20 protein-coding genes are annotated in these 23171 nt (G+C 50.2%); 3 read left to right on the top strand and 17 right to left on the bottom strand.

Annotation, left to right across the window (positions count from 1 at the left end; all coding sequences use genetic code 11):
- The 5 genes from L6442_RS02680 to L6442_RS02660 all read right to left on the bottom strand — a co-directional run bounded on the left by L6442_RS02680 (position 1) and on the right by L6442_RS02660 (position 5930).
- Positions 1 to 828 (bottom strand): carbohydrate ABC transporter permease, encoded by an 828-nt coding sequence (locus tag L6442_RS02680; RefSeq protein ID WP_212978282.1) that lies wholly within the window; start codon positions 826 to 828, stop codon positions 1 to 3.
- A 12-nt stretch (positions 829 to 840) separates the two neighbouring features.
- On the bottom strand, positions 841 to 1722 hold the full coding sequence (locus L6442_RS02675; RefSeq protein ID WP_194233107.1) for a carbohydrate ABC transporter permease: 882 nt from the start codon (positions 1720 to 1722) through the stop codon (positions 841 to 843).
- A 105-nt stretch (positions 1723 to 1827) separates the two neighbouring features.
- Positions 1828 to 3156 carry an ABC transporter substrate-binding protein gene (locus L6442_RS02670; RefSeq protein ID WP_212978283.1) on the bottom strand — a complete coding sequence of 443 codons (1329 nt, stop codon included), beginning with the start codon at positions 3154 to 3156 and terminating at the stop codon, positions 1828 to 1830.
- 92 nt (positions 3157 to 3248) lie between these two features.
- Complete coding sequence (locus L6442_RS02665) at positions 3249 to 5015, bottom strand: cache domain-containing sensor histidine kinase (RefSeq protein WP_237100188.1); 1767 nt, start codon at positions 5013 to 5015, stop codon at positions 3249 to 3251.
- A 159-nt stretch (positions 5016 to 5174) separates the two neighbouring features.
- Positions 5175 to 5930 (bottom strand): MerR family transcriptional regulator, encoded by a 756-nt coding sequence (locus tag L6442_RS02660; RefSeq protein ID WP_212978284.1) that lies wholly within the window; start codon positions 5928 to 5930, stop codon positions 5175 to 5177.
- A 224-nt stretch (positions 5931 to 6154) separates the two neighbouring features.
- Here L6442_RS02660 and L6442_RS02655 point away from each other — a divergent pair, with 224 nt between their 5' ends.
- Both L6442_RS02655 and L6442_RS02650 read left to right on the top strand, forming a co-directional pair.
- Positions 6155 to 6676 carry a TetR/AcrR family transcriptional regulator gene (locus L6442_RS02655; RefSeq protein ID WP_212978285.1) on the top strand — a complete coding sequence of 174 codons (522 nt, stop codon included), beginning with the start codon at positions 6155 to 6157 and terminating at the stop codon, positions 6674 to 6676.
- A gap of 123 nt (positions 6677 to 6799) precedes the next feature.
- Positions 6800 to 7966, top strand: a complete 1167-nt coding sequence (locus tag L6442_RS02650; RefSeq protein ID WP_237100187.1) for a YhgE/Pip domain-containing protein — start codon at positions 6800 to 6802, stop codon at positions 7964 to 7966.
- A 261-nt stretch (positions 7967 to 8227) separates the two neighbouring features.
- Here the strand turns inward: L6442_RS02650 and L6442_RS02645 are convergent, their stop codons facing one another.
- The 4 genes from L6442_RS02645 to L6442_RS02630 all read right to left on the bottom strand — a co-directional run bounded on the left by L6442_RS02645 (position 8228) and on the right by L6442_RS02630 (position 13093).
- Positions 8228 to 9574, bottom strand: coding sequence for a glycoside hydrolase family 30 protein (locus L6442_RS02645; protein WP_212978286.1), 1347 nt, complete (start codon positions 9572 to 9574; stop codon positions 8228 to 8230).
- Positions 9575 to 9598: 24 nt separating this feature from the next.
- Positions 9599 to 11182 carry an extracellular solute-binding protein gene (locus L6442_RS02640; protein WP_212978287.1) on the bottom strand — a complete coding sequence of 528 codons (1584 nt, stop codon included), beginning with the start codon at positions 11180 to 11182 and terminating at the stop codon, positions 9599 to 9601.
- A gap of 66 nt (positions 11183 to 11248) precedes the next feature.
- Positions 11249 to 12094 (bottom strand): carbohydrate ABC transporter permease, encoded by an 846-nt coding sequence (locus L6442_RS02635; protein WP_212978423.1) that lies wholly within the window; start codon positions 12092 to 12094, stop codon positions 11249 to 11251.
- Positions 12095 to 12226: 132 nt separating this feature from the next.
- Positions 12227 to 13093, bottom strand: coding sequence for an ABC transporter permease (locus tag L6442_RS02630; RefSeq protein WP_373871805.1), 867 nt, complete (start codon positions 13091 to 13093; stop codon positions 12227 to 12229).
- Between the two features lie 413 nt (positions 13094 to 13506).
- Between L6442_RS02630 and L6442_RS02625 the strand changes: the two genes are divergently transcribed.
- Positions 13507 to 14523, top strand: a complete 1017-nt coding sequence (locus tag L6442_RS02625) for a LacI family DNA-binding transcriptional regulator (protein WP_212978289.1) — start codon at positions 13507 to 13509, stop codon at positions 14521 to 14523.
- 97 nt (positions 14524 to 14620) lie between these two features.
- Here the strand turns inward: L6442_RS02625 and L6442_RS02620 are convergent, their stop codons facing one another.
- From L6442_RS02620 to L6442_RS02585, 8 genes are all read right to left on the bottom strand, one after another.
- On the bottom strand, positions 14621 to 15673 hold the full coding sequence (locus L6442_RS02620; RefSeq protein ID WP_212978290.1) for a glycoside hydrolase family 76 protein: 1053 nt from the start codon (positions 15671 to 15673) through the stop codon (positions 14621 to 14623).
- A gap of 31 nt (positions 15674 to 15704) precedes the next feature.
- Entirely contained in the window at positions 15705 to 15884 is a 180-nt protein-coding gene (locus tag L6442_RS02615; RefSeq protein WP_212978291.1) for a carbohydrate-binding protein, read from the bottom strand.
- Positions 15885 to 16148: 264 nt separating this feature from the next.
- Positions 16149 to 17075, bottom strand: coding sequence for a carbohydrate ABC transporter permease (locus tag L6442_RS02610; protein WP_212978292.1), 927 nt, complete (start codon positions 17073 to 17075; stop codon positions 16149 to 16151).
- A gap of 13 nt (positions 17076 to 17088) precedes the next feature.
- Entirely contained in the window at positions 17089 to 17979 is an 891-nt protein-coding gene (locus L6442_RS02605) for a carbohydrate ABC transporter permease (protein ID WP_194233113.1), read from the bottom strand.
- 79 nt (positions 17980 to 18058) lie between these two features.
- Entirely contained in the window at positions 18059 to 19360 is a 1302-nt protein-coding gene (locus tag L6442_RS02600; protein WP_212978293.1) for an ABC transporter substrate-binding protein, read from the bottom strand.
- Between the two features lie 60 nt (positions 19361 to 19420).
- Positions 19421 to 20713, bottom strand: coding sequence for a glycoside hydrolase family 125 protein (locus tag L6442_RS02595; RefSeq protein WP_212978294.1), 1293 nt, complete (start codon positions 20711 to 20713; stop codon positions 19421 to 19423).
- A 267-nt stretch (positions 20714 to 20980) separates the two neighbouring features.
- The gene (locus tag L6442_RS02590) at positions 20981 to 22141 is read right to left on the bottom strand and encodes a GntR family transcriptional regulator (RefSeq protein ID WP_212978295.1); all 1161 of its coding nucleotides are present in this window, start codon (positions 22139 to 22141) and stop codon (positions 20981 to 20983) included.
- Positions 22142 to 22426: 285 nt separating this feature from the next.
- On the bottom strand, positions 22427 to 23170 hold the full coding sequence (locus L6442_RS02585; RefSeq protein WP_212978296.1) for an ABC transporter permease: 744 nt from the start codon (positions 23168 to 23170) through the stop codon (positions 22427 to 22429).
- Position 23171: the final 1 nt, after the last annotated feature.

The raw sequence follows: 23171 nt of genomic DNA, 5'->3' as shown, positions 1-23171 counted from the left end.
TTATCCTTTTACGGTTCCGTCGGTCAGCCCGGCGAAAATCTGCTTCTGGAATATGAAAATCACGGCAAGCATCGGCAAAACGCTGATCACCGAACCCGACATAATCAGGTTGTACGGCGTCCGGACTCCGGACTGAAGCGCGCGAATCGCCACGGCGATCGTCAAATGATCTTCGCTGCGGAGAATGACCGTCGGCCACAGGAAATTGTTCCATTCCTCCACGAAAAAGATGATGCCAAGGCTCGCAAACGCCGGAATCAAAATCGGAGCCACGATGCGGAAGTAAATCCGGTTCTCCGAGCAGCCGTCCATCCGTGCCGCCTCAAGCAGCTCATTTTCGATCGACATGCAATACTGCCTCATGTAAAAGATGCCGAAGGCGCTGGTCAGCCGCGGTAGAATGACGCCCCACAGCTGGTCGATCAGCCCAAGTTCGCGGTAAATGACAAACAGCGGCACAAGGCTCGATTCCATCGGAATCATCAGTGACGCCAGCACCAGTCCGAACAGCAGCCCTTTGCCGCGAAAGCGGTATTTCGCAAAAGCAAACCCGGCCAGCGAGCAGAAAAACAAAGCTCCTACCGTGCCGGTCACAGCCGTAAACAGACTGTTCAGGATGACCGCCCCGAAATGCCGCTCCGTAAACAGCTGCGTAAAGTTCTCCCAATGAAAAGTGTGTGGAATCCAGACCGGAGGACTCGCAAAAATTTGGCTCTTATCCTTCAACGACGAACTAAGCATCCAGACAAACGGAAACATGAATACGGCGGCCAGCGCCAGAAATACCAAAAGCATGACAATGGATAAGGTTTTATGTTGTTTTCTCATGTCATCCACCGCCTAATCGTTTTCCCGGAACAGCCGCAGCTGCATTAAGGAAAGAATCATCATCACGATAAAGAAAAAGATCGAAATCGTAGAAGCGTAACCCATGTTCAGATTTTGGAAGCTTTCCTTGTAGATCAGGACTACCGGCGTCGTCGTGGCCAGATTCGGTCCGCCTTTGGTCAAAATGAACGGCTCCGTAAACAGCGAAAACGTCCCGAGCGTGGACAGCACGGTACAAAAGGCCAGCAGCCTTTTCATCAAGGGCAGGGTGATGTACCAAAACGACTTGATGCCGCTGGCTCCATCTACCTCGGCCGCTTCGTACAGCGATTTCGAGATGCTCTGCATGCCGCCCAGCAGCAGAATCATGTTGTAACCGGTCCACCTAAAAATAACGAGCAGCGACACCGAGATCCGGGCCCACCATGGCGTTTCCAGAAACGGAATCGGCTCATGGATGACCCCCGCATTCATCAGCAGCTGATTGAGAATGCCCGTCGAGTTGAAAATAAGCAGAAACACGAACGAAATGGCGACGACCGAAGTAATGTTCGGAATAAAAAACACCGTGCGGAAAAATCCGGTCCATTTCATCCAGCTGCTGCTGAGACAGGAAGCGAAAATGAGCGCCAGCAGCAGCATCGCCGGCACGTACAGCACAAAAATGATGATGCTGTTGAGCAGCGACTGCCAGAACTCGCGGCCCGTCAGCAGCGTTTTGTAATTCGCGAGCCCGACGAATGTTTTCGCTTCCTCGCCATGCCAGTTCGTGAAGCTCAAGTAAATCGAAAATATGAAGGGTATAAATACAAACACCACAAAACATATGAAAAACGGGGCGATAAACCGGTACGGCGCCGTTTTAAACTGCCATCTCCAGTAAAAATTTTGCATCGGGATTCCTCCAGGAAAGCGAAGCCTCGCACTACGAGCCCGGGTTGACCGGTATGTTCGGGGTGCGGACGGCTTCGGTATCTTTACACGCAGATTCATGGTTGCCTATTTGCGTCCCGTCTTCTGCCGCAGCTCGGCAGCCGCCTTTTTGAACACGCTTTCAACCGACTTATTGTCAAGGAAGATCTCGGCGAAGGCGTTCGTAATCAGTTCATTGGCAAGCGGATAATCCTTTGTATAGGTGATTGGAGCCACATTCTTCACAGCATCGATGTACAGGGTACGGACCGGCTGGTCGTTAAAGTAAGGTACCTTTCCCTTAAAAACCTCGTCATTGTAGGTCGTCTCGAGGGATGGGAACAATCCGCCTTCCTTCATCATCTTGAGCTGCGACTCTTCTTTGCCGAGCATGAATTCGATGAATTTCCACGCCTCTTCCGGATGCTTGGAGTTTTTGTTGATGGCCAGGTTCGCCCCGCCGTCGATCGCGCTGCCGTATTTATCATCTGCGGACCACTTCGGCATCGGCACCACCGACCATTTGCCGCTTGCGTCCGGATCGATCAGCGTCGGCAGCAGTCCTTCGTACCAGGAGGCGCCTACGATGGTCGCTTCTTTATTTTGCTGGAAGGAGCTGTACCAGGCGTCGCTCCATGGCTTCACCTCATATACATAGCCGTTTTTCACGAGGTCGACGAAATACTGCGCCGTCTTGATCACTTCCGGGTTATCCAGCTGAACCGAACCGTCCTTGCCGAACATCCACAGGTCGCGCTGCCACAACATCTGTTGGAAGAACACGCCGTCGGTCTGCGATTTCGATTCCGCCAGCATCGCGACGCCCGTTTTTTCCTTCAGCTGCTTGGCGAATTTCATATAGTCATTCCAGGTCTTCAGTTGGGCGGCCACGTCCTCCGGCTTGTAAGGAAGCCCCGCCTGCTTGAACAGATCGTTGCGGTAGAACATGACTACCGGGCCGCTGTCCCATGGCATCGCGTAAATTTTGCCGTCTTTTGTGGCGTCAGCCCATTTATAAGCATTCATTTTATCCTTATACGGAGCCACCTTATCCGTAATGTCCAGCAAACCGCCGGTTTCGATCATTTGCGACAAGCGGAGCGATTCGAGATTCACCACATCGGGAACCTCATCGCTGGAACTGGCTGCAATCAGGAAATTTTGATAGACATCGGACTGGGCAAGTACATGCAAATCCACATCGATCTCCGGGTACTGCTTTTTGAATTCCGGCATGTTCAGATCAATGACGTTTTTGGCATCCTCCCAAATCCAGACGGTAATTTTCGTCTTTTTGCCCGCCGCTTCCCCCTCGGACTTGCTTTCGCCCGTTTTGCCGGAACAACCTGACAAAATTAGCGTCAACATGAGAACCGAACATAATACAGCCGCCGACATGCGTTTCATGGCATTCATAGCTGCCTGCCTCCTTTGTGAAACCCAATAATTTTCCCAAGTATAACAACAATGAAAGCGTTTCATAACGGAATTTTGTTTTCACTTTTCTGTCAATTTGTTCGGTTTTCTTCCTTGTCCGCAGATAAAATCCGGTTGTTTGCACCTTCCGTTTTCGGCCAGCGAATGGTAATCGCAGTTCCTTCGCCCAGCTTCGACCGAATCTGCATGCCGTACATTTCCCCAAAATGGAGCTTGAATTTTTGATCGACATTGTAGCAGCCGAGCCCGCCCTTTCCAAGCCGAGCCGGGGATTGTTTCGCATGAAGAAGAGTTGCCAGCTTGTCCGGTTCGATGCCCTCGCCGTCGTCTTCCAGCGTCAGTACCAGATCTGTCCCTTCCTCCCTCACTTCGATACGAATGGTGCCTTCGCCGTCTTCAAAACCGTGAAAAAACGTATTTTCGAGCAGCGGCTGCAGCGTCATGCGCGGAATCAGGCAGGAGGCAAGCGCCGCGTTCACGTCGATGCTGTACTCAAAGGCCCCGCTGTAGCGCACCTCCTGGATTTTCAAATAATATTCGACGGTTTGCAGCTCCTTTTGCAAAGGAATCAGCTCTTCCGTGATTACCAGGTTACCCTCCAGCACCTTGATCAGATAGTGGATCATGTTCTGGATTTCCGGGTCGCTCTTAAGCTTCGCCTGCCACTGGATCATGTTGAGCGTGTTCAGCAGCAGATGCGGGTTGATCTGGTAGTGGAAGGCCTGCAGCTGGGCTTCTTTTTTGAGCTGTTCCTTATGCTGCACCTCCTCGATGAGGAAACGGATCTGCTCCACCATTTTATTAAAGCTCGCCCCCAGGCGTCCGAGTTCGTCCTCCGTATTCGGCTCGATGCGCGATTGAAGCTGGCCGATGCCGACAAGCTGCATTTTATTTTTTAGGGAAATAATCCGTCTCGTCAGGCGTGCGGAGAACAAGTAGGAAATCAGCAGGACAAGCACAAAAGCAAATCCGATGAGCGCGATCGTAAAATAGCGGATCATGATCGTCGAGCGGTACACCGGCTCATACAGCGTTCTTACCTCAATGCTCCACCCGCTGGACTCAATGCTGCGGTTCCACACGAGATCATCGTCCCTCGCCTCGACCATGTTCGGGCTCTGATAGATCAGCCTGCCGTCCTTGTCCCGGATCGTAATGAAGGAATGCAGGTTGTTTTCGAGCGTCCGGAAAGATTCCAGCAGCTTGGTTGCGTCCATTTCGACGACGATCCGGCTGTTTTGCAGGTAACCGTATTGGCTTTGCACCGGAAATACCAGACCGATGATCTGCTTTGGAATATTCATGTTGCGGGACACGTAATAGCTGCTGTCATGAAGCCCCGTCCAATATTCGCCGCGGTAATTCCCGGGAATGGCCTGCCACCATGGCTGCTGCTTCAGCCTGTTCACATCAATCTGGGGCGATCCGAAATAAATATTTGACGGCGTAATGAGATAAATGCCCGAGGTTTCCTCTGTTTTATGAGCAGCCAGAAAGCGGTTGAAGTTTTTTTGGCTCACATAACCAGCATAGTCCTGCGGCTCTTCCGGATGCAGCGTGCCGTTAAGCGGATCAAGCAGGTAGGAATAGATATAACGGGTGGTCGATTTCATTTGGCGCGAATACGAATCAAGCTGCGACTGCAGCTGGGTGATATTTGATTGGCCGTATTGGACGGTCTGCGACTGCATTTCCTCCGTGGATTTCGAATATGACAAATACCCGAGAATCATCAAGGGGACAGCCGATGCGATAAAGAAAAACAAAAACAGCTTGGCGCGCAGGTTTCGCTTGAAATACCGATATGCCGACTTCAAAATGGGTACTCGTACTTGCATGCGGCAGAGCCTCCTTTCCCTTTGGCTGTTAGGCGTATGTATTCGATGGAGGGACAAAAGTTCCTTGTGGATGCACAATATAAAAATTTGGAATAATCATCTCTATCGACAAAAAAAGACAGAAGATAAACGTTTCGTCTATCCTCTGCCTGTATTTTTTTATGCTTCAGTTTCGGCTTCGGCATACGACGCCGCAGCGGCATTCAAGTAATAAGCCAAACCGGTTTGCTGTCCTTCGAGCATGCCAAGATGAAAATCATCCTGCAGAAAAAACGATGTCTGGGACGTAAAATCCTTAGCCGATATTTGATGACCATGCGCGTTCATAAATTCCAAATGATCCCGAATCAATTGATGGACCCTCGGATCGTTATGCTTGATCCCCCCACGCAGGGAAGCGGACATATTTTTCATAAAAGCTGCGGCCTCCACGGCCTGCTCGTTCATCTCCTGCACATCAATCGGCTCCGCTTCAAGCTCTACCCCGTACTGTTCTTTAAGATAATCGCTTTGTTCCTGCAGCGCTTGCCGCCACTCTTCTTCGCTCTCAAAGCCGGTGAACAATTCCTCCTGCGGCAGTGTTTTTCCGCTTTCCAGGCCGGCTTTCGTTTTCCTAAGCGTGTCCATGACCCGGTCCAATCTCAACCTGCGCTGCTCCAGAAGTTTTTCCTGGTCCGCCAGCATCGCCATCCGGTCCGGCTCCCGGTCCAGCAGCTTGCCGATTTGCTCCAATGAAAAATCGAGCTCGCGGTAAAATAAAATCGCCTGCAGTCGTTCAAGCTCTTTCATTCCGTATAAGCGATAGCCCGCTTCCGTGATTTCGGCCGGCTCAAGCAGAGCGATTTTGTGATAATGATGCAGCGTCTTGATCGTCACCTTGGACAGATCCGATACTTCTTTGACTGTGAATAGCATAATAAGCTTCACTCCTTTCTGAGAGCAGTCTAAAGCCTGACCAAAGAGGAGGGTCAATAGTGTTTTGCTTAAATAATCGGCATAAAGCCAAATTTTTGTTTTCTTTGATTATACCTCTCCTTTTTCAAGCATTGCGTAAAAAACAGAATTGCAAAAAAGGATTGACAATTTCTATGAAGAGTATTAATTTATTGATTAATAAATAAAAAAGGTGCTGATCCAACATGCCATCAAAAGAAGCTTCACCGTCACGCAGGGATCAAATCATTGATGCTGCCGTGGCATCCTTTGCCGAACATGGTTATTACAAGACGACAACAGCTAATGTAGCAAAAGCGGCCGGCGTGACGCAGCCATACGTCTTTCACTTCTTCAAATCCAAGGAAGATCTGTTTATCGCAGTCCTGGAACGTGCCAAAGGCAAAATTGAAGAGGCGTTCGTCAATGTGGAAGCCCCGCCTGAACAGCTCGTTGAGGTTATGGGCCGTGCATTCGGTCAACTGATGAAGACCCACCGCGATGAAATGCTCGTCACCATGCAAGCATTTACGACTTCCGAACCCGGCATCCGCGCGATTGTGCGTAATCATTTCACCTCGATTCACCAGACGGTGATCCTGCGCTTCGAGCGTTCGGGAATACCGAATGCTAAATTTGCAGCCAGCATGTTTATCGGCTCGGGACTCATCATCACCATGTCAGAAGTGCTCGAAGCCCCTGAGCTTTCGCCTTGGTCGAACAAATAGCTTTTATTCAGGTTTTTGCAAAACCCTCTATTAAATATCGTCAAAATGCTGCCTCCTGCCCGAGGTCGCATTTTTTTGGCAACATTATTTATTTATCAATAAATAAAAAAAGGAGTGCTGCACATGAAATCTATTAAATCTGCATTGTTAGCTTTGTTGAAATCTCCAATGGTGATCATCGGAACGATTACGGCGCTTATCTTCCAAATATTATTCAGCTTGATTTGGCTGACGGGGTACGATCATATTACAAACAATGTGAACCGGTTTACGATTGCGGTTGTGAATGAAGATCAGGGCATTGGATCGAAAGCTATGCAGGCAATGATGACGAAGCTGCCATTTCAAATGATGCAGGAAAGCAATCTTGAGCAAGCAATGGCCGAGCTTGACGAACGTAAACTGCAAATGGTCGTTCATATTCCGAAGGACTTCTCTCACGCAATAAAAGATCCCGCTCAAAAGGCTGTTGTGACGTACTCCGTTAACGAGTCCAATCCGTCGATGGTCAAAAGCGTCATGCAAACCGTGGTTAACCAGATTTCAGCCTCGCTCAACGATCAAGCGGTTCAATCCCGAATTACCGCCGTTCTCGAGCAGTCGAATATTCCAAAATCCCAAGCGCTCCATCTTTCGCAATCCATGTCTTCACGCGTCGTGGCGGACATGAACAACATTCACGCCATCTCCAACTTTTCACGGACGATGGTGCCCATGATGCTTGTTCTCGCTTCCTTCACAGGCTGCATGCTGTTCGTGATGGAAGTGAACAAGGCTTCCAAGCTGATCAGGCAAACATACGGCCGCTGGACATTGCTCTCGGCCCGGTCGCTGCTTAATATCGCGGCGTCTTTGCTTGTGACAACCGTCGGTACCGGCATGGTTACCCTGATGGGCGTCCATTCCGATCAGGGATTTGCCGCCATGTGGCTGTTCCAGTTCATCTACGTCATCACGTTTTTGTTCGTCGCTCAGCTGTCATTTTATATCTTCAGCGATGCCGGCGGGTGGATCAATATCGCGCTGCTGTCCATACAGCTGATTACATCCGGGGCAATGGTTCCGCGTGAATTGCTGCCATCCTTTTACCACTTTGTCAGTGAATATTCACCAGCCACCTATGCGGTTACCGGCATTATGAACATGGTAAACGGCGGGCCTGCCGTTACAAGTGCAGCCGCTTCGCTCCTGCTCATCCTGCTGTCCGTTTTGGTTGCGACGATCATGATCGTAGGGGGAATGCAGCTGCTGCAGGGCAAGCCTGAGGAAAAGGTACAAATGGCTTCTTAGGCGGCAGCAATAGTGCAGCCGATTCTAACAAATACCCGCACGTAACGGACACCATGGACGCTAATTCGCAAAAAGCAGCAATTTTCAAATTCTAATGGTCACCGCAGCACTTAAATTGCTGTAAAACTATCTCTAAAGGGGGCATTTTCGCCAAATAGTTGCAACTGTGTCCGTTAGATTTCATAGTTGGCGAAATCCCCCCCTATAGCGGTAGCTGTGTCCGTTAAAATATTTTAATGCGTCACAATCTTGCCGCCTTTCCTACCACTTCGCCGTCGCCGCCGCACCTCCCGGGAGCGTCAGCGCAAAAAAACCTTTTCCGGTGTCAATCTCCACGGTTTGCTCCTGCTCCGTGCGGTTGGACAGGATCAGCACCGTCCGGCCGTCCCGATTCAGGAAAGCGGCGGTTTCCAGTTCGTCACGGAAGGTGGTTGACCCGATCCGGTATGCGCCCGGCATGACGAACTTGCTGATATGCCCCATTGTGTAGTAATCCAGCTCGTATTTCACATCCCCGCTCGCCTGATTGATCTGCACCAGCCCGCGGCAGGTGCTGTTCGAAAGCACGGTCGGACCGTTGCGCTCGTCAAGCGCGAGATTCCACCACACCACCGACTTGGACCAGTTCCGGGTCGTGCGGATGACATGCTTCATCTGATCCAGAAACGCGGTACGGAACGGCGGAATCCAGCTGCCTCCGGACGCTTCCGTGAACCACGCTTCCTTGTCCGGATACGCCTCCTTCACCTGCGACATCGCTTCATGTTCGCCGCCGTATACATGCCAAGCGACTCCCGCGATGTAACGGGCGGCTTCCCGATCCGACAAGATGCCAAGCGGATGCTGGGGAACGTCCCAGTTATGGTCGTAGCAAAGGATTTTCGCTTGTATGCCCGCTTTTTCGAAAGCCGGTCCCAAATGGTTGCGGATGAATTCAGCCTCCTCCTGCGGCGTCATCAACATGCCCGGATATTCCTTCGGCTCGTAGCCGGGTTCATTTTGAATCGATACCGCATAGATCGGGATGCCCGCCGCTTCATACGCCTGCACGAATTTCACGAAATACTGCGCGTAGACGCCGTAACATGCCGGACGCAGCTTGCCCGTTATCATATGCCCCGAGGTTTTCATCCACCCCGGCGGGCTCCATGGCGAAGCCATCACTTTGATGGCCGGATTGATACTAAGTGCTTCCAGCACCGCCGGAATGACATAATCACGGTCATGATCGATACTGAAATGCTCAAGCAGGAAATCTTCCTCGCCTTCCGGCATGTCATCATAGCTGTAAATTTCCGTCGTATAGTCGGTCGCCCCCATCGGCTGGCGCAGAAAACTGATCCCGATCCCTTCTTCCGGATCAAACAGCTTTTTCATGACCTCCCGGCGCGACTTCCCATCCAGCACCCGCTGCACCAGGTACGCAGAAGCATCCGTAAAAGAGGCTCCAAAACCGTCCATCTCCTGATACCTTTTATCCGCTTCAACCCGAATGCGTTTGACCGCCTTATGTGCCGCAGCCGTTTCTACGATAACCGCCGGCTGCTGCAGCTGCAGCTTCTGCTGCTGGTCGATTGTGCTGAGCCATACGTTAGCATGCTGATTCATTGCTGTTCCTCCTTGCAAAATCCTCTATTTTAACCCTTTTTCATCTGCATATGCGTTAACTTCCTTCTGAACATAAGCCAGCACGGCATCTACGCCCGCCGCTTTCAGCTTGCTGCGGTAATTTTCGAGCGCTTGATCCACATCCGGCACAAGCCCCATCATCAGCGGCATGCCGAACTGCTGGTACACCTGGTTGACGGCGGCAAGCTGGGATTTGACCGGCTGGTAGTCCATCAGGATCGGAGCGAAAATATCCGGTCTCGATGCCGCTTTGAATTCCTCCATCAATTTATCCTCGCCTTCCCAGCGGTTGGAAGATGGATGCTCGTTTTTGCTGTATCTCCAGCCCCAGCTGGCAATGCCGTAGCCTTTTTTCGGATCTTTGCCCGGTGGCGGGGAAACGATCGCGCCCTTGTCGTTTAAGACGTAGTTTTCGCCTTCAATGCCGTACGTCATCAGGTTATAATATTTCGGATCATTGCGGAGCTTTTCAAGCACCATCAAGGAACGTTCCGGATTTTCCGAATTTTTCGGAATGGCCATGCCGTTGTTGATGCCAAGGTTCGGCACGGCATAGTTATGGAAACGAGTGAACGGGAAATAGCCCATTTTTTTGATCTCTCTATGGTTTTTTTCGATGTCGGCAATAAAGCCCGATGCGCCCGGAGCATTGCGCCAATAGACCGCACCGGTTCCCGTTTTGATGAAATCGCCCGATTCCTGCTGAATCGAAAGCGTGTTGGACGTCCAGAATCCTTTATCCGCCCAGGTTTTCATCCGTTTCACCCATTCTTCGAATTCCATTGTGAAAGGATAAGCCACCACATCGCGAGGCGTGTCGTAGGATTTGGCCACGATAACGCCGCTGTCGCCGCCGATGTTTTTGAAATCGTAATAGTTGTGGAAAAGGGTGTTCACTTCATTCCATGCCTTGCCTTTGATCGGCGTCACTTTTTTGACAGTTTTGACTGCTTCCAGGTATTTCTCGATCGAATCCAGATCAGTGATTTCAGGAGCGTTCAATTCTTCTCGCCAGTCTTCGCGATATACCAGTCCGTCCGGCGTATATTCGGGATAAGTGCTCGGCACGGCAAGGATTTTGCCCCCGATCGTCACGTCCTTCCAATCCTGCTCAGGCACCTCTTTCCAAGTTTCCGGCGCATACTTCGGCAGCAGATCCTTGAGATCCAAAAACGCGCCTTGCTTCGCAAATTTGAAAAAGTCGGCCCAGGACGACGCAAACAGCATATCCACCTTTTCTCCCGAAGCAAGCAGGAGGTTGTATTTGGTCTGCCAGTCGTTCCAGGTCGTGAAGTTCAGCTTCACGGTCGCGTTAAGGTCTTTTTCTAGCATTTTGTTCCACTCAGCCACAACCTTCGGTGTATCGGCATGCGCATCGCCCAGCAGGTACCAGTTCAGCACTACCTTTTTGGATGTATCCGGTTTGCCGTCATCTACCGCAGCCGATTCCTCTTTCGCGGATGAATCCGTGCTTTTGCCTTCCTCCGGGCTTCCGCTTCCTCCACTGCCGCCGCACGCGGACATGAGTACAGACAGCATCGCCACAGCCATACAGACGGACAGCAGTTTGAACAACCTCTTTTTCATAAAATACTCCCCCTGTTTATGATTTCATTGACATCGGGCTGCCGGTCAGGACAGACGTTGATCGCACTATCCCTTTACGGCGCCAATGGTGAGACCTTTGACGAAGTAACGCTGCACGAACGGATACAGAAAAATGATTGGACCGGTTACGACGATCGCCACCGCCATCTTCAGCGTTTCGGCTGGCGCCTTAAAATCCGCGCCCAAATTGCCGGCGATATCGGTTTTGAGCACCGCCGCACTGGCTAAAATTTTATAGAGCAGAAACTGCAGCGGATATTTGGATTCGGTCGTAATAAACACATTGGCGGAGAACCAATCGTTCCAATACGAGAGCCCAAGAAACAGGCCGATCGTAGCCAGCCCCGGCGTCGAGAGCGGAAGAATGAGCTTCCAGTAGATCGTGAACTCTCCCGCGCCGTCGATTTTGGCCGACTCCACGATGGAGTCTGGAATCGATTTCATGAAATTCTTCATCAGGATAATATTCCACGCACTCATAAGCGCCGGAACCAGCAGCGCCAGGTAGCTGTCCTTCCAGTCCAAATAGTTGACGATCAGGATATACCACGGGATCAGGCCGCCGCTGAACAAGGTCGTAAAATAAATGAAAAAGGCCAGCTTGTCGCGGTATTTGAAATCTTTGCGGGACAGGACGTAACCTGCCATTGAAGTAAAAAAGAGCCCCAGTATCGTTCCGGTCAGCGTCAGCCCGACGGTAACTTCGTAAGCCTGGATAATTTGCATCGGATTACTGAATACCGCTTTGTAGGCATCGATGGAAAAGTGATTCGGCACCAGCCGGAAACCGTCCCGTATAATGTCATCCTCCGCTGAAAACGAACCGGAAATAATCAGCCAGAACGGCAGCAGGCACAGCAAAGCGAGCACCGAAATGACGATATAACCCATAATGTTAAAAACGATGGTCGAGCGTTCAGCACGCAATGTACGGCTACCTCCTTTAAGTTCTAAAATTCCGTCCTTACTCTGCTCTTATCTAAATAAGTTGAACCAATGATTGTACGGATGAAGGCACAATCTTCAAAAAAGCGCATAATCCTTCTGCACCTTGCGGACGATCCAATTCACGGTCACGACCAGCACAAAACCGAAGAAGGATTGGAACAATCCGGCCGCCGTTCCCATGCCGATATCGAAATTGATGGCAAGCGAACGGTAGACATAAGTATCGATAATATCCGTGGCGTCATAAAGCATCCCGTTGTTGCCGACAATCTGCCAAAAAAGATCGAATTGCCCTTTCAAAATACCGCCCAGGCTGAGCAGAATAAGCAGCACGAAGGTCGGCCTAAGCAGCGGAATCGTGATGTAGCGGATACGTTTGAAAATATTGGCCCCGTCGATCTTGGCCGCTTCGTGATATTCGTCGCTGATACCCATAATGGCTGCCAGGTAAATAACCGTGCCGTAACCGAGACCTTTCCAGACGTTGAAGAAAACGATGATGTATTTCCATGGGGCAGTATGAAGGTAAAAATCATAAGGCTGAAGACCAAGCCCGCGCAGAAGCGCGTTTACCGAGCCGGTTTCAAAGTTAAATAGGTTGTAGACAAATGCGCCGACAAGGACGAAGGAAATAAAGAAAGGCAGAAACATAATCGACTGCGTCGTTTTCTTGAACCACTTGCCGGCCATTTCGCTGAGGAAGACCGCACAGATGAGCTGCAGCAAGTTGCCGACGAAAATAAACGCCAAATTGTAAAGCACGGTGTTTTTCGTGAGATTGTACAGCGCCCCCGACTCGAACAGAAATTTAAAGTTCTGCATGCCGACAAAAGGACTCCCGAACAATCCGCCGTCAAAGCTGAAATTCGTAAAAGCATAATAGACGCCGACCATCGGAATATAGCTAAAAACAATAAAGAACAGCAGCGCCGGCAGGATCATCAGAAACAGTACTCTGTTTTTGGCCAGCTCCTTGAGAAATTCCCGCACCTAATACTTCACCTCGGTTCGTTAAAATAACGTCAGGACGTGAACAAAACCTCATGATAAGGTTCATCATCCCCTATAATGAAATCGATTTCATTTATGCGAATAAAAATATGTATCACACCTCCGATTCCAACTTAATAACATTAATTAAACATAAAAATGAAATCGATTTCTTTTTATTCTAAAAGAAAAGCCCTTCTCAATAAATAAAGATTAGGCTGGATATCGACTTCCCAAGGCATAAACTTAGAATCTCAGCAGTTATTGAAATCGATTTCATTTTGAATTATAATTACGCAAGAAACATTTGTCAAATGAGAATTTCAAAAAAGTTCAGCCAAAAAAATAAAAAGTAGGTAAATCATATGGATGCAAAAATCATCGACGTTGCCGCCAAGGCCGGCGTCTCCCCCGCTACGGTTTCCCGCGTACTGAATCAGGCCAGCGGCGTAAGGGCCAAAACGAGAGATAAAGTGATGCGGGCCGTGGATGAGCTGAACTATCATCCCAATGCGGCCGCCAAAAATCTCCGCCAACAAAAGACGATGAACATCGGCGTCATCGCCCAGGATATCAACAATGCATATTTTACCGAAATCATTAAAGGGATCGAAAATATGGCTTATGCCCAGAAGTACAGGGTTTTTATTTGCGATGCCGAGAATCAGCCCGAAAAAGAACGCGAATACCTCACGATGCTGATGGACCGCACGATGGATGGTGTCATCATGATCACGCCGCAGCTTCCGGATGAGGAAATCGGCGAAATGGCCGACAAAGGCTACTATATCGCCGTGATCGGACGACACATCGAACATGCAAAAATCCCTTGCATATATACCGATAACGTCAAATTTTCCAGGCAGGTGATGGAGCATCTGCTGGCATGCGGGCACCGGGATATCGTGTTCCTTAACGGTTACCCGGAGGCGATTGACAGCTATGAGCGGCTGGAAGGATATTTGAAGGCGCTCAAGGACAATCATATTCCTTTCCGTCCGGAGCTCGTGGAGAACGGCAACTTCAACGAAACCGGCGGATTCGATGCGATGGAGCGGCTGATTCAGAAGCAGATTCCGTTCACCGCTGTCTTTGCCGCCAACGACGAGATGGCGCTCGGCGTATACCAGGCATGCGCCAAACATGGGATATCCATCCCGGATCAGTTAGCCGTCGTCGGCGTCGACAACAACCGGATCAGCAAATACATCACGCCGTCACTGAGCACAGTGAACCAGCCAAAATATACGATGGGCGCGATTATTGTAGAGAAGTTCATCGATCAGATGAACGACAACCAATTCGAGGATAAACGGGTATTTGTCGTGGATTCCGAGCTGCTTATCAGGGATTCTTCCAATTATAATATCAAGAAATCATGATGATTGGGCCGCCGAACAGAACAGAGAAAATCGTCCTTCGTTGTCATTATCGAAGGACGATTTTCAAGCCCGCATCTTTCTCTGTTACGCGCCGCCCTTAAACCTCTTGAAGGAGGATTCCTTTCCATTCCAGCTCCGCCATCCGTTCCAGAAGCTTGATGCCGCTGAGCTGCGTGCTGAGCGATACATTTCCGGCAGGAGGTTTGCTCCAGTCCGTCCCGAAGAGATAACCGGCGCCTCTTCCCTGTTCCCATAAGCTATCCGCATTGCGGATCAGCAATGCTGCCGCCGGCTGCCCGGGAGAACCGACACAAAGGCATAACTCCGCCAAGTAACGTACCAGAATACCTTTGAACAGACCGCCGTCGCCATCCTCTTCATCCGGGAACAATCCGTCTTGTCCCGCAAGTTCCGCTTCTGCCGCTTCTGCCGTCCGCAGCGCATCCTTCAGATACAAGACCTCTCCGGTTGCGCGATACAGCTCTACTCCTGCTCCTATAAACACACCCTGGCAATAGGTGAACTTCCAATCCTTATCAATGCTCCCGTCACCAGTACGGTTCATCCCGTCCCAGACAAAGCCGCTCTGCGGATCAACCAGGTGCCGTTTTTGCCAATCATAAATCCTCTTTGCCCAATCGAGATCCTCCTGATTCCCAAAACACTGGTACAGTCTTGCCGCCAAAATGACAGCCGGAGCATTTGCAGGAGTATTTTTATAATCCAACTGCGATTTCTGCCAGGCGATGCCTCCGCCCATATGATCGTTCCAACCTGTTTTGATATCTTCCCATAGCAAAAGAGCCGTTTTCTTGTAAGTCTCTCGTCCGGTCGCGTTGTAAGCGCGGAGCCAGGCAATGGCCATCCATTCCATATCGTCATAAAGCTCATTCGGGTACGCGCCTCCGTTGCGGCGCAAAATGCCTTCGTGAAGCTCAGCCAGCGTCCGGTCATAAATCCCCCGCTTCGATCTGAGCAAACCGTCTACCAAAACATCCACGGCATGGGCCATCCACCAGTAATGAAAAATAATCGTGTTGCATTCTCCGTCCGGGCAAGGGGTTTCAATGTTGTACATCGCAATCTCCGGGTTCCAAAAATATTGCCGGAGCGCTTCCTGAGCTGCTTCCGCGCGATCAGACCACAGCATGCTCTCTCCTCCTCTTTCTCTAGACCAAGCCTTACAGTCCGTATATTTTATCAAGGTTCAAATAATTAGCGTTTCCTTTCGGGGTATCCTGGCCGATGATAATTTGGTTATAGCCAGCCTGAAGATCTACGTTCATCGTCACAGTCTTCCAGTCCCCCCAGCCGCTTGTAGCGGGAAAGTTCAGGTTGGATTGGACCACTTTTCCGTTCACCGTAACATACCGGCTCGCGTTTCCTGCTACGGTATCCTGACGGAGAGCAGCTCGCCGGGATTTTCCGGAAGAGGTTATGTTGCGGGCTGGAATACCGACGGAACGGCTGTGAAGTTCAATGTGAACCAGAACTCGGCGAGTACGCGCTCATTGACGATCCGTTATGCCGCAAGCGCCCATTTTCCCCAGTTCTTTCTCATATACCCTTCGTTCCTTCCCGCATGGAATTGGATTAAAGTAACAGCATGTGTCAGGCTCACTTCCTCAGCCTTTAATACCGCTGAAAGCAATGCCCTGCACAAAATACTTTTGCAGCAGCAGGAACAGAACCAGAATCGGCAGAATCGCAATAAGGGCCCCGGCCATCATCGGTCCGTAGTCTGTCTGATTATTGTAGGAAAAGGCTTGCAGCCCCATCTGAATGGTCGCTTTGTCAGGATCGTTCAGGACGATCATCGGCCACAGGAAGCTGTTCCAGCCTGCCTGGAACGTAAAGATACTGAGCGTGGCAAGGGCCGGTTTCGTCAGCGGCAGATAAATGTTCCAGAAGATGCGGAATTCGCCGCAGCCTTCAATGCGGGCCACTTCCATCATGTCAGAGGGCAGTGTCAGGAAGAATTGCCGCATAAAAAAGACGGCGAACGTTCCGGAGGCTCCCGGAAGAATAATCCCCCAGAAGGAATTCAACAGCCCCATTCCCCCGGAGCCGAAGAGATCATTGCCACCCAGCAGCGGAAAATGACGCAGTACATAAAAGCTTGGAATCATCGTCACGATGCCCGGAATCATCATCGCAGCCAAAAGCGTGCGGAAAATCGGCATATTGCCGCGGAAACTCAGCTTGGCGAAAGCATATCCGGCAAGGGAACCGAAAAACAGGTTCGCAATGACGCCGGCAACTGCCAAGATCACGGAATTCTTGAAATACAGGCCGAATGAAACCGTCGTAAACGCCTTGATGTAATGCTCTAATGTAAAATGCGACGGCAGCCAGCGCAGCGGCACCGAGAAGATTTCGTCGCTTGGCTTGAACGAGGTAATCAAGCTCCAGAAAAAAGGCAGAAACATCGCCGCCGCAATCAAAATGGCTACAATATAAAAGAGCGCTGCTGCCGCGACTTTACCGAACACAACACCCGGCGGTTTCGAAAGCCTTCCTGTACCGGCATTAGGTTCAATAGTGGTATCCATGGTCTTTCCTCCTTTACACCACCGGTTCTTCCGCTTTATTGATGCGCATGTTGATCAGCGAAAATATTAAAATGGCAATTGCCAAAACGAATGCCTGCGCCGAGGCATACCCCATCTGCAGCTGCTTGAAGCCTTGCTGGTAAATCAGGTACACCGGCGTTTTGGTCACATTTCCGGGCCCCCCCTGCGTGAGGACGAAAGCCTGGTCGAACAGCTGCAGCGCGCCGATAATCGCCATCGTGCTGATCAGGAAAGTCGTCGGTCTTAGCTGCGGCCAGGTAATATAACGAAATCTCGCAAAAGCGGAGGCGCCGTCGAGCTTCGCTGATTCATACAAATAATCCGGCACTCCCTGCAGGCCGGCAATGTAAATCACCATATTGGAGCCAATCGACTGCCATAGGGTCACCATAATGATGGAAGGCATTGCCGTCTCTGTTTGTGCCAGCCAGGCCGGACCCGTAATCCCAAACCAGCCGAGGATGTTGTTCACCAGACCGAATTCCGGGTGCAGCAGCCAAATCCACACCGTTGCGGCTGCAACGGCTGAAGTCAGCGTCGGCAAATAGTTCAAGGTACGGAACAAACGGATACCGAAGCGTTTAAAATTCATCAGCATCGCCAGTCCCAAGGAAAACAGAATGTTGAGCGGTACGAAAATAATCGAATAAAAGATGACGTTTTTAAAGGTGGTCCAGTACAGGCTGTCTTTAAACAACCGTTTGTAATTGTCCAAAGCCACCCAGTCCATCCGGCTCAGGACATCGTAATTCGTAAAACTCAAATACAGTGCCATCACGACCGGAATTACGGTGAAAATCGCAAATAATAGCAGTGTCGGGGTGATAAACACGTAGGCCATTTTTTCCTGATGCCGGTTCAGCTTTCCTATCGAAGCCAACATCCATCCCTCCCTTTGAGCCTTTTGGGGCCCTAACATCAAGGCCCCTGCCGCCCATTCATGGTAAATTCCTCGCCCGGTTTTATTTCACGGCCGCATTGTCCTGCAGGAGCTGGTCTCCGCGCTGCTGGGATTTGGCCAGCGCTTCTTCCGCGCTCATCTTATTCTGCTGGAACAGCTGCAGATTCGGAATCAACCCGTCATCCTCCATCACGGAATAGCCCGGATGCTGTGCACGGATTTTGGCGAATTCAAGGGTATCAAGGAAAGGTTTCCAGAGCGGATCATTCTGGAAGAATGGATCTTCGATCGCAGGCTTGAAGCCCGGAATATTCAGACTCGTCTTGGCCCAGAGCAGAGCGTTGTCCTTATTCGCCGCCCACCATTTCATGAATTCCCAGGCTTCCTTCTGATGTTTGGAACCTTCCGGGATGACAAGACCCAAACCTCCCATTACGCTGCCTTTATCGCCATTCGGCCCAACGGGAGGGGTTACGACGCCAAAATCGAGGTCCTTGCCGTATTTTTTGTAGGTGCTGAGCATCCAAGGCCCGGTATACTGCATCGCCAGCTTCCCGGTTACGAAAGCATCGGTTCCTTCGCCCAGCCCTTGTTCGAATCCGATCTTGTAGACTTTATCCTTGTTTAGGAGGCGATCCCAGAAATTCAGTACCTCGAGACCCTTCTCGTTATTGAAGTTGGTTTTGGTTCCGGTCTCATCCAGCATCTGACCACCGGTCTGCTGCAGATACATGTTGAAGAGTCCATTGTCCGCAAGAGAGAAACCCGCGACCTCCAGCTTGCTGCCGTTCCACTTGGTTGTTTTGATTGCAGCCTGCTCCAGTTCATCCCAATTGGTCGGAGGCTTCACGCCGGCTGCATCCAGAATTTTTTTATTATAGAAGAGCGCCCTTGCATCCACCGTCAACGGAAGACCGTACAGCTTGCCGTCATAGCTCAGTTCTTTGAGCGCTTCGCCGTAGAAATCGTCTTTGTTGATTTTGTCCTGCTCCATAAATTCGTCGATCGGATGGAACACGTTTTTCGGTGCGTACAACGAGGTCCGCCATCTGTCCCAGAACACAAGATCCGGCGATTCCCCGCCCGAGGTTGCCGTCGTCATGAATTTCGTGATCATATCTTGCTGGAGCACATATTTCACATGAATTTTATTCTGGGATTTGTTGAAAGCATCGACCATCGTCTCAAATTGTTTTTGTCCTTCACCGGCCCAGTCCCCCCAGAAAGCAAGCTCAACCGGCTTATCGGAGGAGCTTGCGCCTCCTTTGGCTGTTGTGTTGCTATCTGTTTCTTTCGATCCGCACCCCGCCAACAGGGAAACCGCCATAAACGCAGTCAGCACGATGGAAGCCCATTTTTTCATTCAAATAACCTCCCTGAATATTCTCTTTTTCTTGAAATGAATCCGGTCATAACCGGTTAGTCACCGCTGTACCCGCACTCCGCAGTAATCCATTAGCAGCTCGCAGAACATCATGTTCGCCCAGGAAAACCAGGGTCTGGTATAGTCCTCGGGATGATCGGCATTGAAGCTTTCATGCATCAGGCCTGTGCCGGCATCGGTCTCGCTCATGACTTTAAGAAGTCGTTCCTTCTCCTCTACCCGGTCATCCGTCAGCCCCTGCATCGCAAGCGCTATATGCCAGACATAACCTTTTGGCGTATGCGGACTGCCGATCCCCTCTGCGGCACTTCCCGCATAGTAGCAAGGATTGTTTCTACTTAAAATAAACCGTCGCGTGTTCCGGTAGACTGCATCGTTCGTCCCTCTGTAGCCAAGGTAAGGAATGGACAAAAGACTCGGTACGTTGGCATCATCCATCAGATTGTGATTGCCGAGGCCGTCCGTCTCATAAGCATACATTTTGCCGAATTCCGGGTGCTCTACAATTCCGTACTGCTGAATTCCGTTGTCGATCTCCGCAGCAAGATGATAGGCCCTGCTGGACAGCTCTTCATCCCGAAGCACCTCTTTGGCAATCTCTTGAAGATATCCGAGCACAACCACCGCAAACATGTTGGACGGAATCAAGTAACCATAATCGCAGGCATCGTCACTCGGACGGAATCCAGACCACGTCATGCCGGTATATCCGGTCTCGGCGCCTTTTCCCTCGCGGATTAACGTGTCCGTGGGAACGCAGTCCCTTCGCTGGAACCTGTACTTCGAGTCGGTTTCATGCCTTTGTTCCGTGGTCCACAGATCCATGATTACGCTCGCCGCTTCTTTGAACAGGTCGCCAAACTGCGAGATTCTTCCGGTATTTTTCCAGAGCAGATAGCTGAGCTGCAGCGGATAGCAGAGGGAGTCAATTTCATATTTGCGTTCCCAGATCCATGGAGACATTTCCGTTTCGTCCCCCTGATGTCCGTGGCCATTAGGACTTTCGTTGAAAGCGTTTGCATGCGGATCGAGTAAGATGGACTTTAACTGCCTAACCACTAATCCCTCGATCAAATCTCCCACTTCCCTATCCTCTGCCGCCAACACCAGAAAGGGTCTTACCTGCGCAGCCGAATCGCGAAGCCACATAGCCGGAATATCGCCGGTAATGACGAAGGTGGTTCCATCCTCCATTCTCTTTAGTGTCGTCCCCCATGTGTTGCGGATGGCATTTTGGAAAATAGGCAAAAGATGCGGCGCCGAAGTTAGTCTGTCGGACATTCTTTCAGCCAGCCGCCCCAAGGAAACAGGTTCTTGGCCCAATGATTCCATGTGCATCCCTCCTGTTGTATGTAGTTAAGAAACCAAGTTCATGACAACCATATACCAGGTATTGTCAACGCTTGCATAGACACATTATAATTTCAGTAAGTTAACATGTCAATATTCTTTTTATAACATTTAAACATACCAATATAATAACTTTTGATTTGTTTCTGCTATTAGAGAAAGTAATCCCTAGGTGCTCATTTCTTTTCAGAGGCCAAAAAAAGATGCCATTCATTTCGAATGGCATCTCCATTTTCAATCCGGCTCAGTTTATCCTTTGCGGACCGGCCCTGTAGAGGAGCCCTTAATCAGCTCGGCTTCCAACAGAATTTTGTTTGGTACGCTTTCTCCATTTCTCAGTTTAAGGACATTTTCAAAGGCGAGTCTCCCCATTTCCTCCTGCTTTTGACGCATATGAGTAAACAGAAAACCTCCGGCATAATCCGGGCTGTCAAAACATACGATCGACAGATCTTCCGGAATTCGCAGTCCCGATTCCCGCGCGGCTTCATAGGCCAGTTGGGCAATGTTGTGCTCCATTGCAAACAATGCTGTGATCTCGGGGTGCTCCCGCAGATGCCGCTTGATATTTTCCTTTTCCTTCTCTTTATTCTCGGGAACAAAAGCGGTTGGCAGCGTTGCCGTGATGCGTTCCATCCACAGACTGCGATCCACGACGATCCCGCTTTCGGCATGTGCCTGGATAAAACCCTCGATCCGCTCTTCAATGGCCGTCGTATCCTGTGGCGGGGTTGTCATCAACGCAATATGCGAATGCCCCAATTCAAAAAGATACTGAATCATGTGTTTGGCTGCCGCGACGTTGTTCGTGCTGATCGAGCTGGCCGAAACCCCCTTGAGATGGCGATCCAGCAGTACAAAAGGATATTGGCTGATAACAAGCTTCAGAATCTCGGCATTAAAATACTCTCCCTGTGCAGGGAAGATAATCAGCCCGTCGACCCCAAGCTCCAAAAGGCCTTGGATGGCTTCCTGCTCATTTTCCGGCACTCCAAGGGATCTTCTAAGAATTAAATAGCTGTCATGCTGCCGGGACGCTTCTTCCATTCCGTATACAAGTCCCGTACCGTAGCTGTCACCAAAATCGGTCATAACGAGCCCGATCAAAAGCTTCCCGTTATCGCGCCGCTGCTTGACGGCAGCTGCCGCCGTATTGCCCCGCGAAGCAGTGTCCGAACCGAAATGCTCGGAAACAAACGAACCCCGGCCCGGCTGCCTGACGATATAGCCTTCCTGAGTCAGCATCTCGAGTGCTTTTTTGCTTGTAATCCGGCTGACATTGTACGCCTCGCCCAGCTCCTTCTCGGAAGGAATCCGTTCGCCGGGTTCGTATTTACGGGATATGATTTGATCTCGCAGCGCTTCGAATATTTGCTCGTACATCGGTTTTGAGGATGATTCATGCGACATGGTAAGATCCCTCCACAAGAAAATATCTACCCAGCCTGGATAGATAGTGCTCAATAATGTAGAATATATGTACACCTTATATAATAATATATCATGTTATATTGACTTTGTGAATAGCTATTCTCTTAAAGTTATGCTTTTTAACAACTTAATCAAAAAAACATCTATCGACGTACTTTTAAAACAGAAAGACCGCCTTCAATCATATGAAGACGGTCTATCATCTGGTGAGCCTACTCTAAAAAACCAAAACCAAGACAGCAGTACATACTCTTTCAATCCATCCTATATTTCTTTCCTCTTAAAATACGTCCACCCGAAAACAAGGAACACCACAAAGCTGCCAAGCACGGTGATCATCAAATTTTCAAACGGCAGGTTCATAGCTCCGAATCCTCCCCCTCCCAACGCCTTCCCAGGAATCGTGGCAAGAAACGGCTGAGCCCATGGATAATAAGGTCCATACGTCGCCGAATTAACGACCAGTATGTTAGGAATGGTGAACATGACATTCATCGCAAGCGGTGCGGCAAAGCTGCTCCACATCAGCGAAACCGCAAGCTGCAATGCGGCGAGCGGCAAGCACGCCACCCATCCTCCAAATACGGAGCGGAGCATAATGTCCCACTCGACGGGAGCGCTAAAACCTTTGATCGTTCCGACCAATATAACCGCCCCGAGAAAAAGTACCTGCATCAAGGCCAGCATGATGATAATAACCGTATACTTGGCAAAAAACACGCCCGTCCGGGTTACCGGCAGCACCAAAAGCTGCTTCCATCCGCCACCGCTATGCTCGTACCGGCAAATAAAAGCCGCAAATATGCCGGACATGATCGGCAGAAACAGCACGGCGTGAAGCATGCCCATGGGACCAAGCAGCATCAGCCAGGAATACTCGGAGTCCCCGATCTTGGACATCAGCCCGACAAGTACGGAAATGACCGGACTGATGAATATAAACAGCATAATAAACGAACGGGACATTTTTAGCCGCTCTGAAGACAGTACCTTGAAGAAAGATCCCATT

This window comes from Paenibacillus azoreducens, from assembly GCF_021654775.1.
Classification (GTDB): domain Bacteria; phylum Bacillota; class Bacilli; order Paenibacillales; family Paenibacillaceae; genus Paenibacillus_AQ; species Paenibacillus_AQ azoreducens.
This window is presented reverse-complemented; position numbering and strand designations above follow the sequence as displayed.

Bases quoted from the DNA above. Each gene is read 5' to 3' on its own strand.
- L6442_RS02680 (WP_212978282.1), bottom strand. From the start codon at position 828: ATGAGAAAACAACATAAAACCTTATCCATTGTCATGCTTTTGGTATTT.
- L6442_RS02675 (WP_194233107.1), bottom strand. From the start codon at position 1,722: ATGCAAAATTTTTACTGGAGATGGCAGTTTAAAACGGCGCCGTACCGG.
- L6442_RS02670 (WP_212978283.1), bottom strand. From the start codon at position 3,156: ATGAATGCCATGAAACGCATGTCGGCGGCTGTATTATGTTCGGTTCTC.
- L6442_RS02665 (WP_237100188.1), bottom strand. From the start codon at position 5,015: ATGCAAGTACGAGTACCCATTTTGAAGTCGGCATATCGGTATTTCAAG.
- L6442_RS02660 (WP_212978284.1), bottom strand. From the start codon at position 5,930: ATGCTATTCACAGTCAAAGAAGTATCGGATCTGTCCAAGGTGACGATC.
- L6442_RS02655 (WP_212978285.1), top strand. From the start codon at position 6,155: ATGCCATCAAAAGAAGCTTCACCGTCACGCAGGGATCAAATCATTGAT.
- L6442_RS02650 (WP_237100187.1), top strand. From the start codon at position 6,800: ATGAAATCTATTAAATCTGCATTGTTAGCTTTGTTGAAATCTCCAATG.
- L6442_RS02645 (WP_212978286.1), bottom strand. From the start codon at position 9,574: ATGAATCAGCATGCTAACGTATGGCTCAGCACAATCGACCAGCAGCAG.
- L6442_RS02640 (WP_212978287.1), bottom strand. From the start codon at position 11,182: ATGAAAAAGAGGTTGTTCAAACTGCTGTCCGTCTGTATGGCTGTGGCG.
- L6442_RS02635 (WP_212978423.1), bottom strand. From the start codon at position 12,094: ATGGGTTATATCGTCATTTCGGTGCTCGCTTTGCTGTGCCTGCTGCCG.
- L6442_RS02630 (WP_373871805.1), bottom strand. From the start codon at position 13,093: ATGATCCTGCCGGCGCTGCTGTTCTTTATTGTTTTTAGCTATATTCCG.
- L6442_RS02625 (WP_212978289.1), top strand. From the start codon at position 13,507: ATGGATGCAAAAATCATCGACGTTGCCGCCAAGGCCGGCGTCTCCCCC.
- L6442_RS02620 (WP_212978290.1), bottom strand. From the start codon at position 15,673: ATGCTGTGGTCTGATCGCGCGGAAGCAGCTCAGGAAGCGCTCCGGCAA.
- L6442_RS02610 (WP_212978292.1), bottom strand. From the start codon at position 17,075: ATGGATACCACTATTGAACCTAATGCCGGTACAGGAAGGCTTTCGAAA.
- L6442_RS02605 (WP_194233113.1), bottom strand. From the start codon at position 17,979: ATGTTGGCTTCGATAGGAAAGCTGAACCGGCATCAGGAAAAAATGGCC.
- L6442_RS02600 (WP_212978293.1), bottom strand. From the start codon at position 19,360: ATGAAAAAATGGGCTTCCATCGTGCTGACTGCGTTTATGGCGGTTTCC.
- L6442_RS02595 (WP_212978294.1), bottom strand. From the start codon at position 20,713: ATGGAATCATTGGGCCAAGAACCTGTTTCCTTGGGGCGGCTGGCTGAA.
- L6442_RS02590 (WP_212978295.1), bottom strand. From the start codon at position 22,141: ATGTCGCATGAATCATCCTCAAAACCGATGTACGAGCAAATATTCGAA.
- L6442_RS02585 (WP_212978296.1), bottom strand. From the start codon at position 23,170: ATGGGATCTTTCTTCAAGGTACTGTCTTCAGAGCGGCTAAAAATGTCC.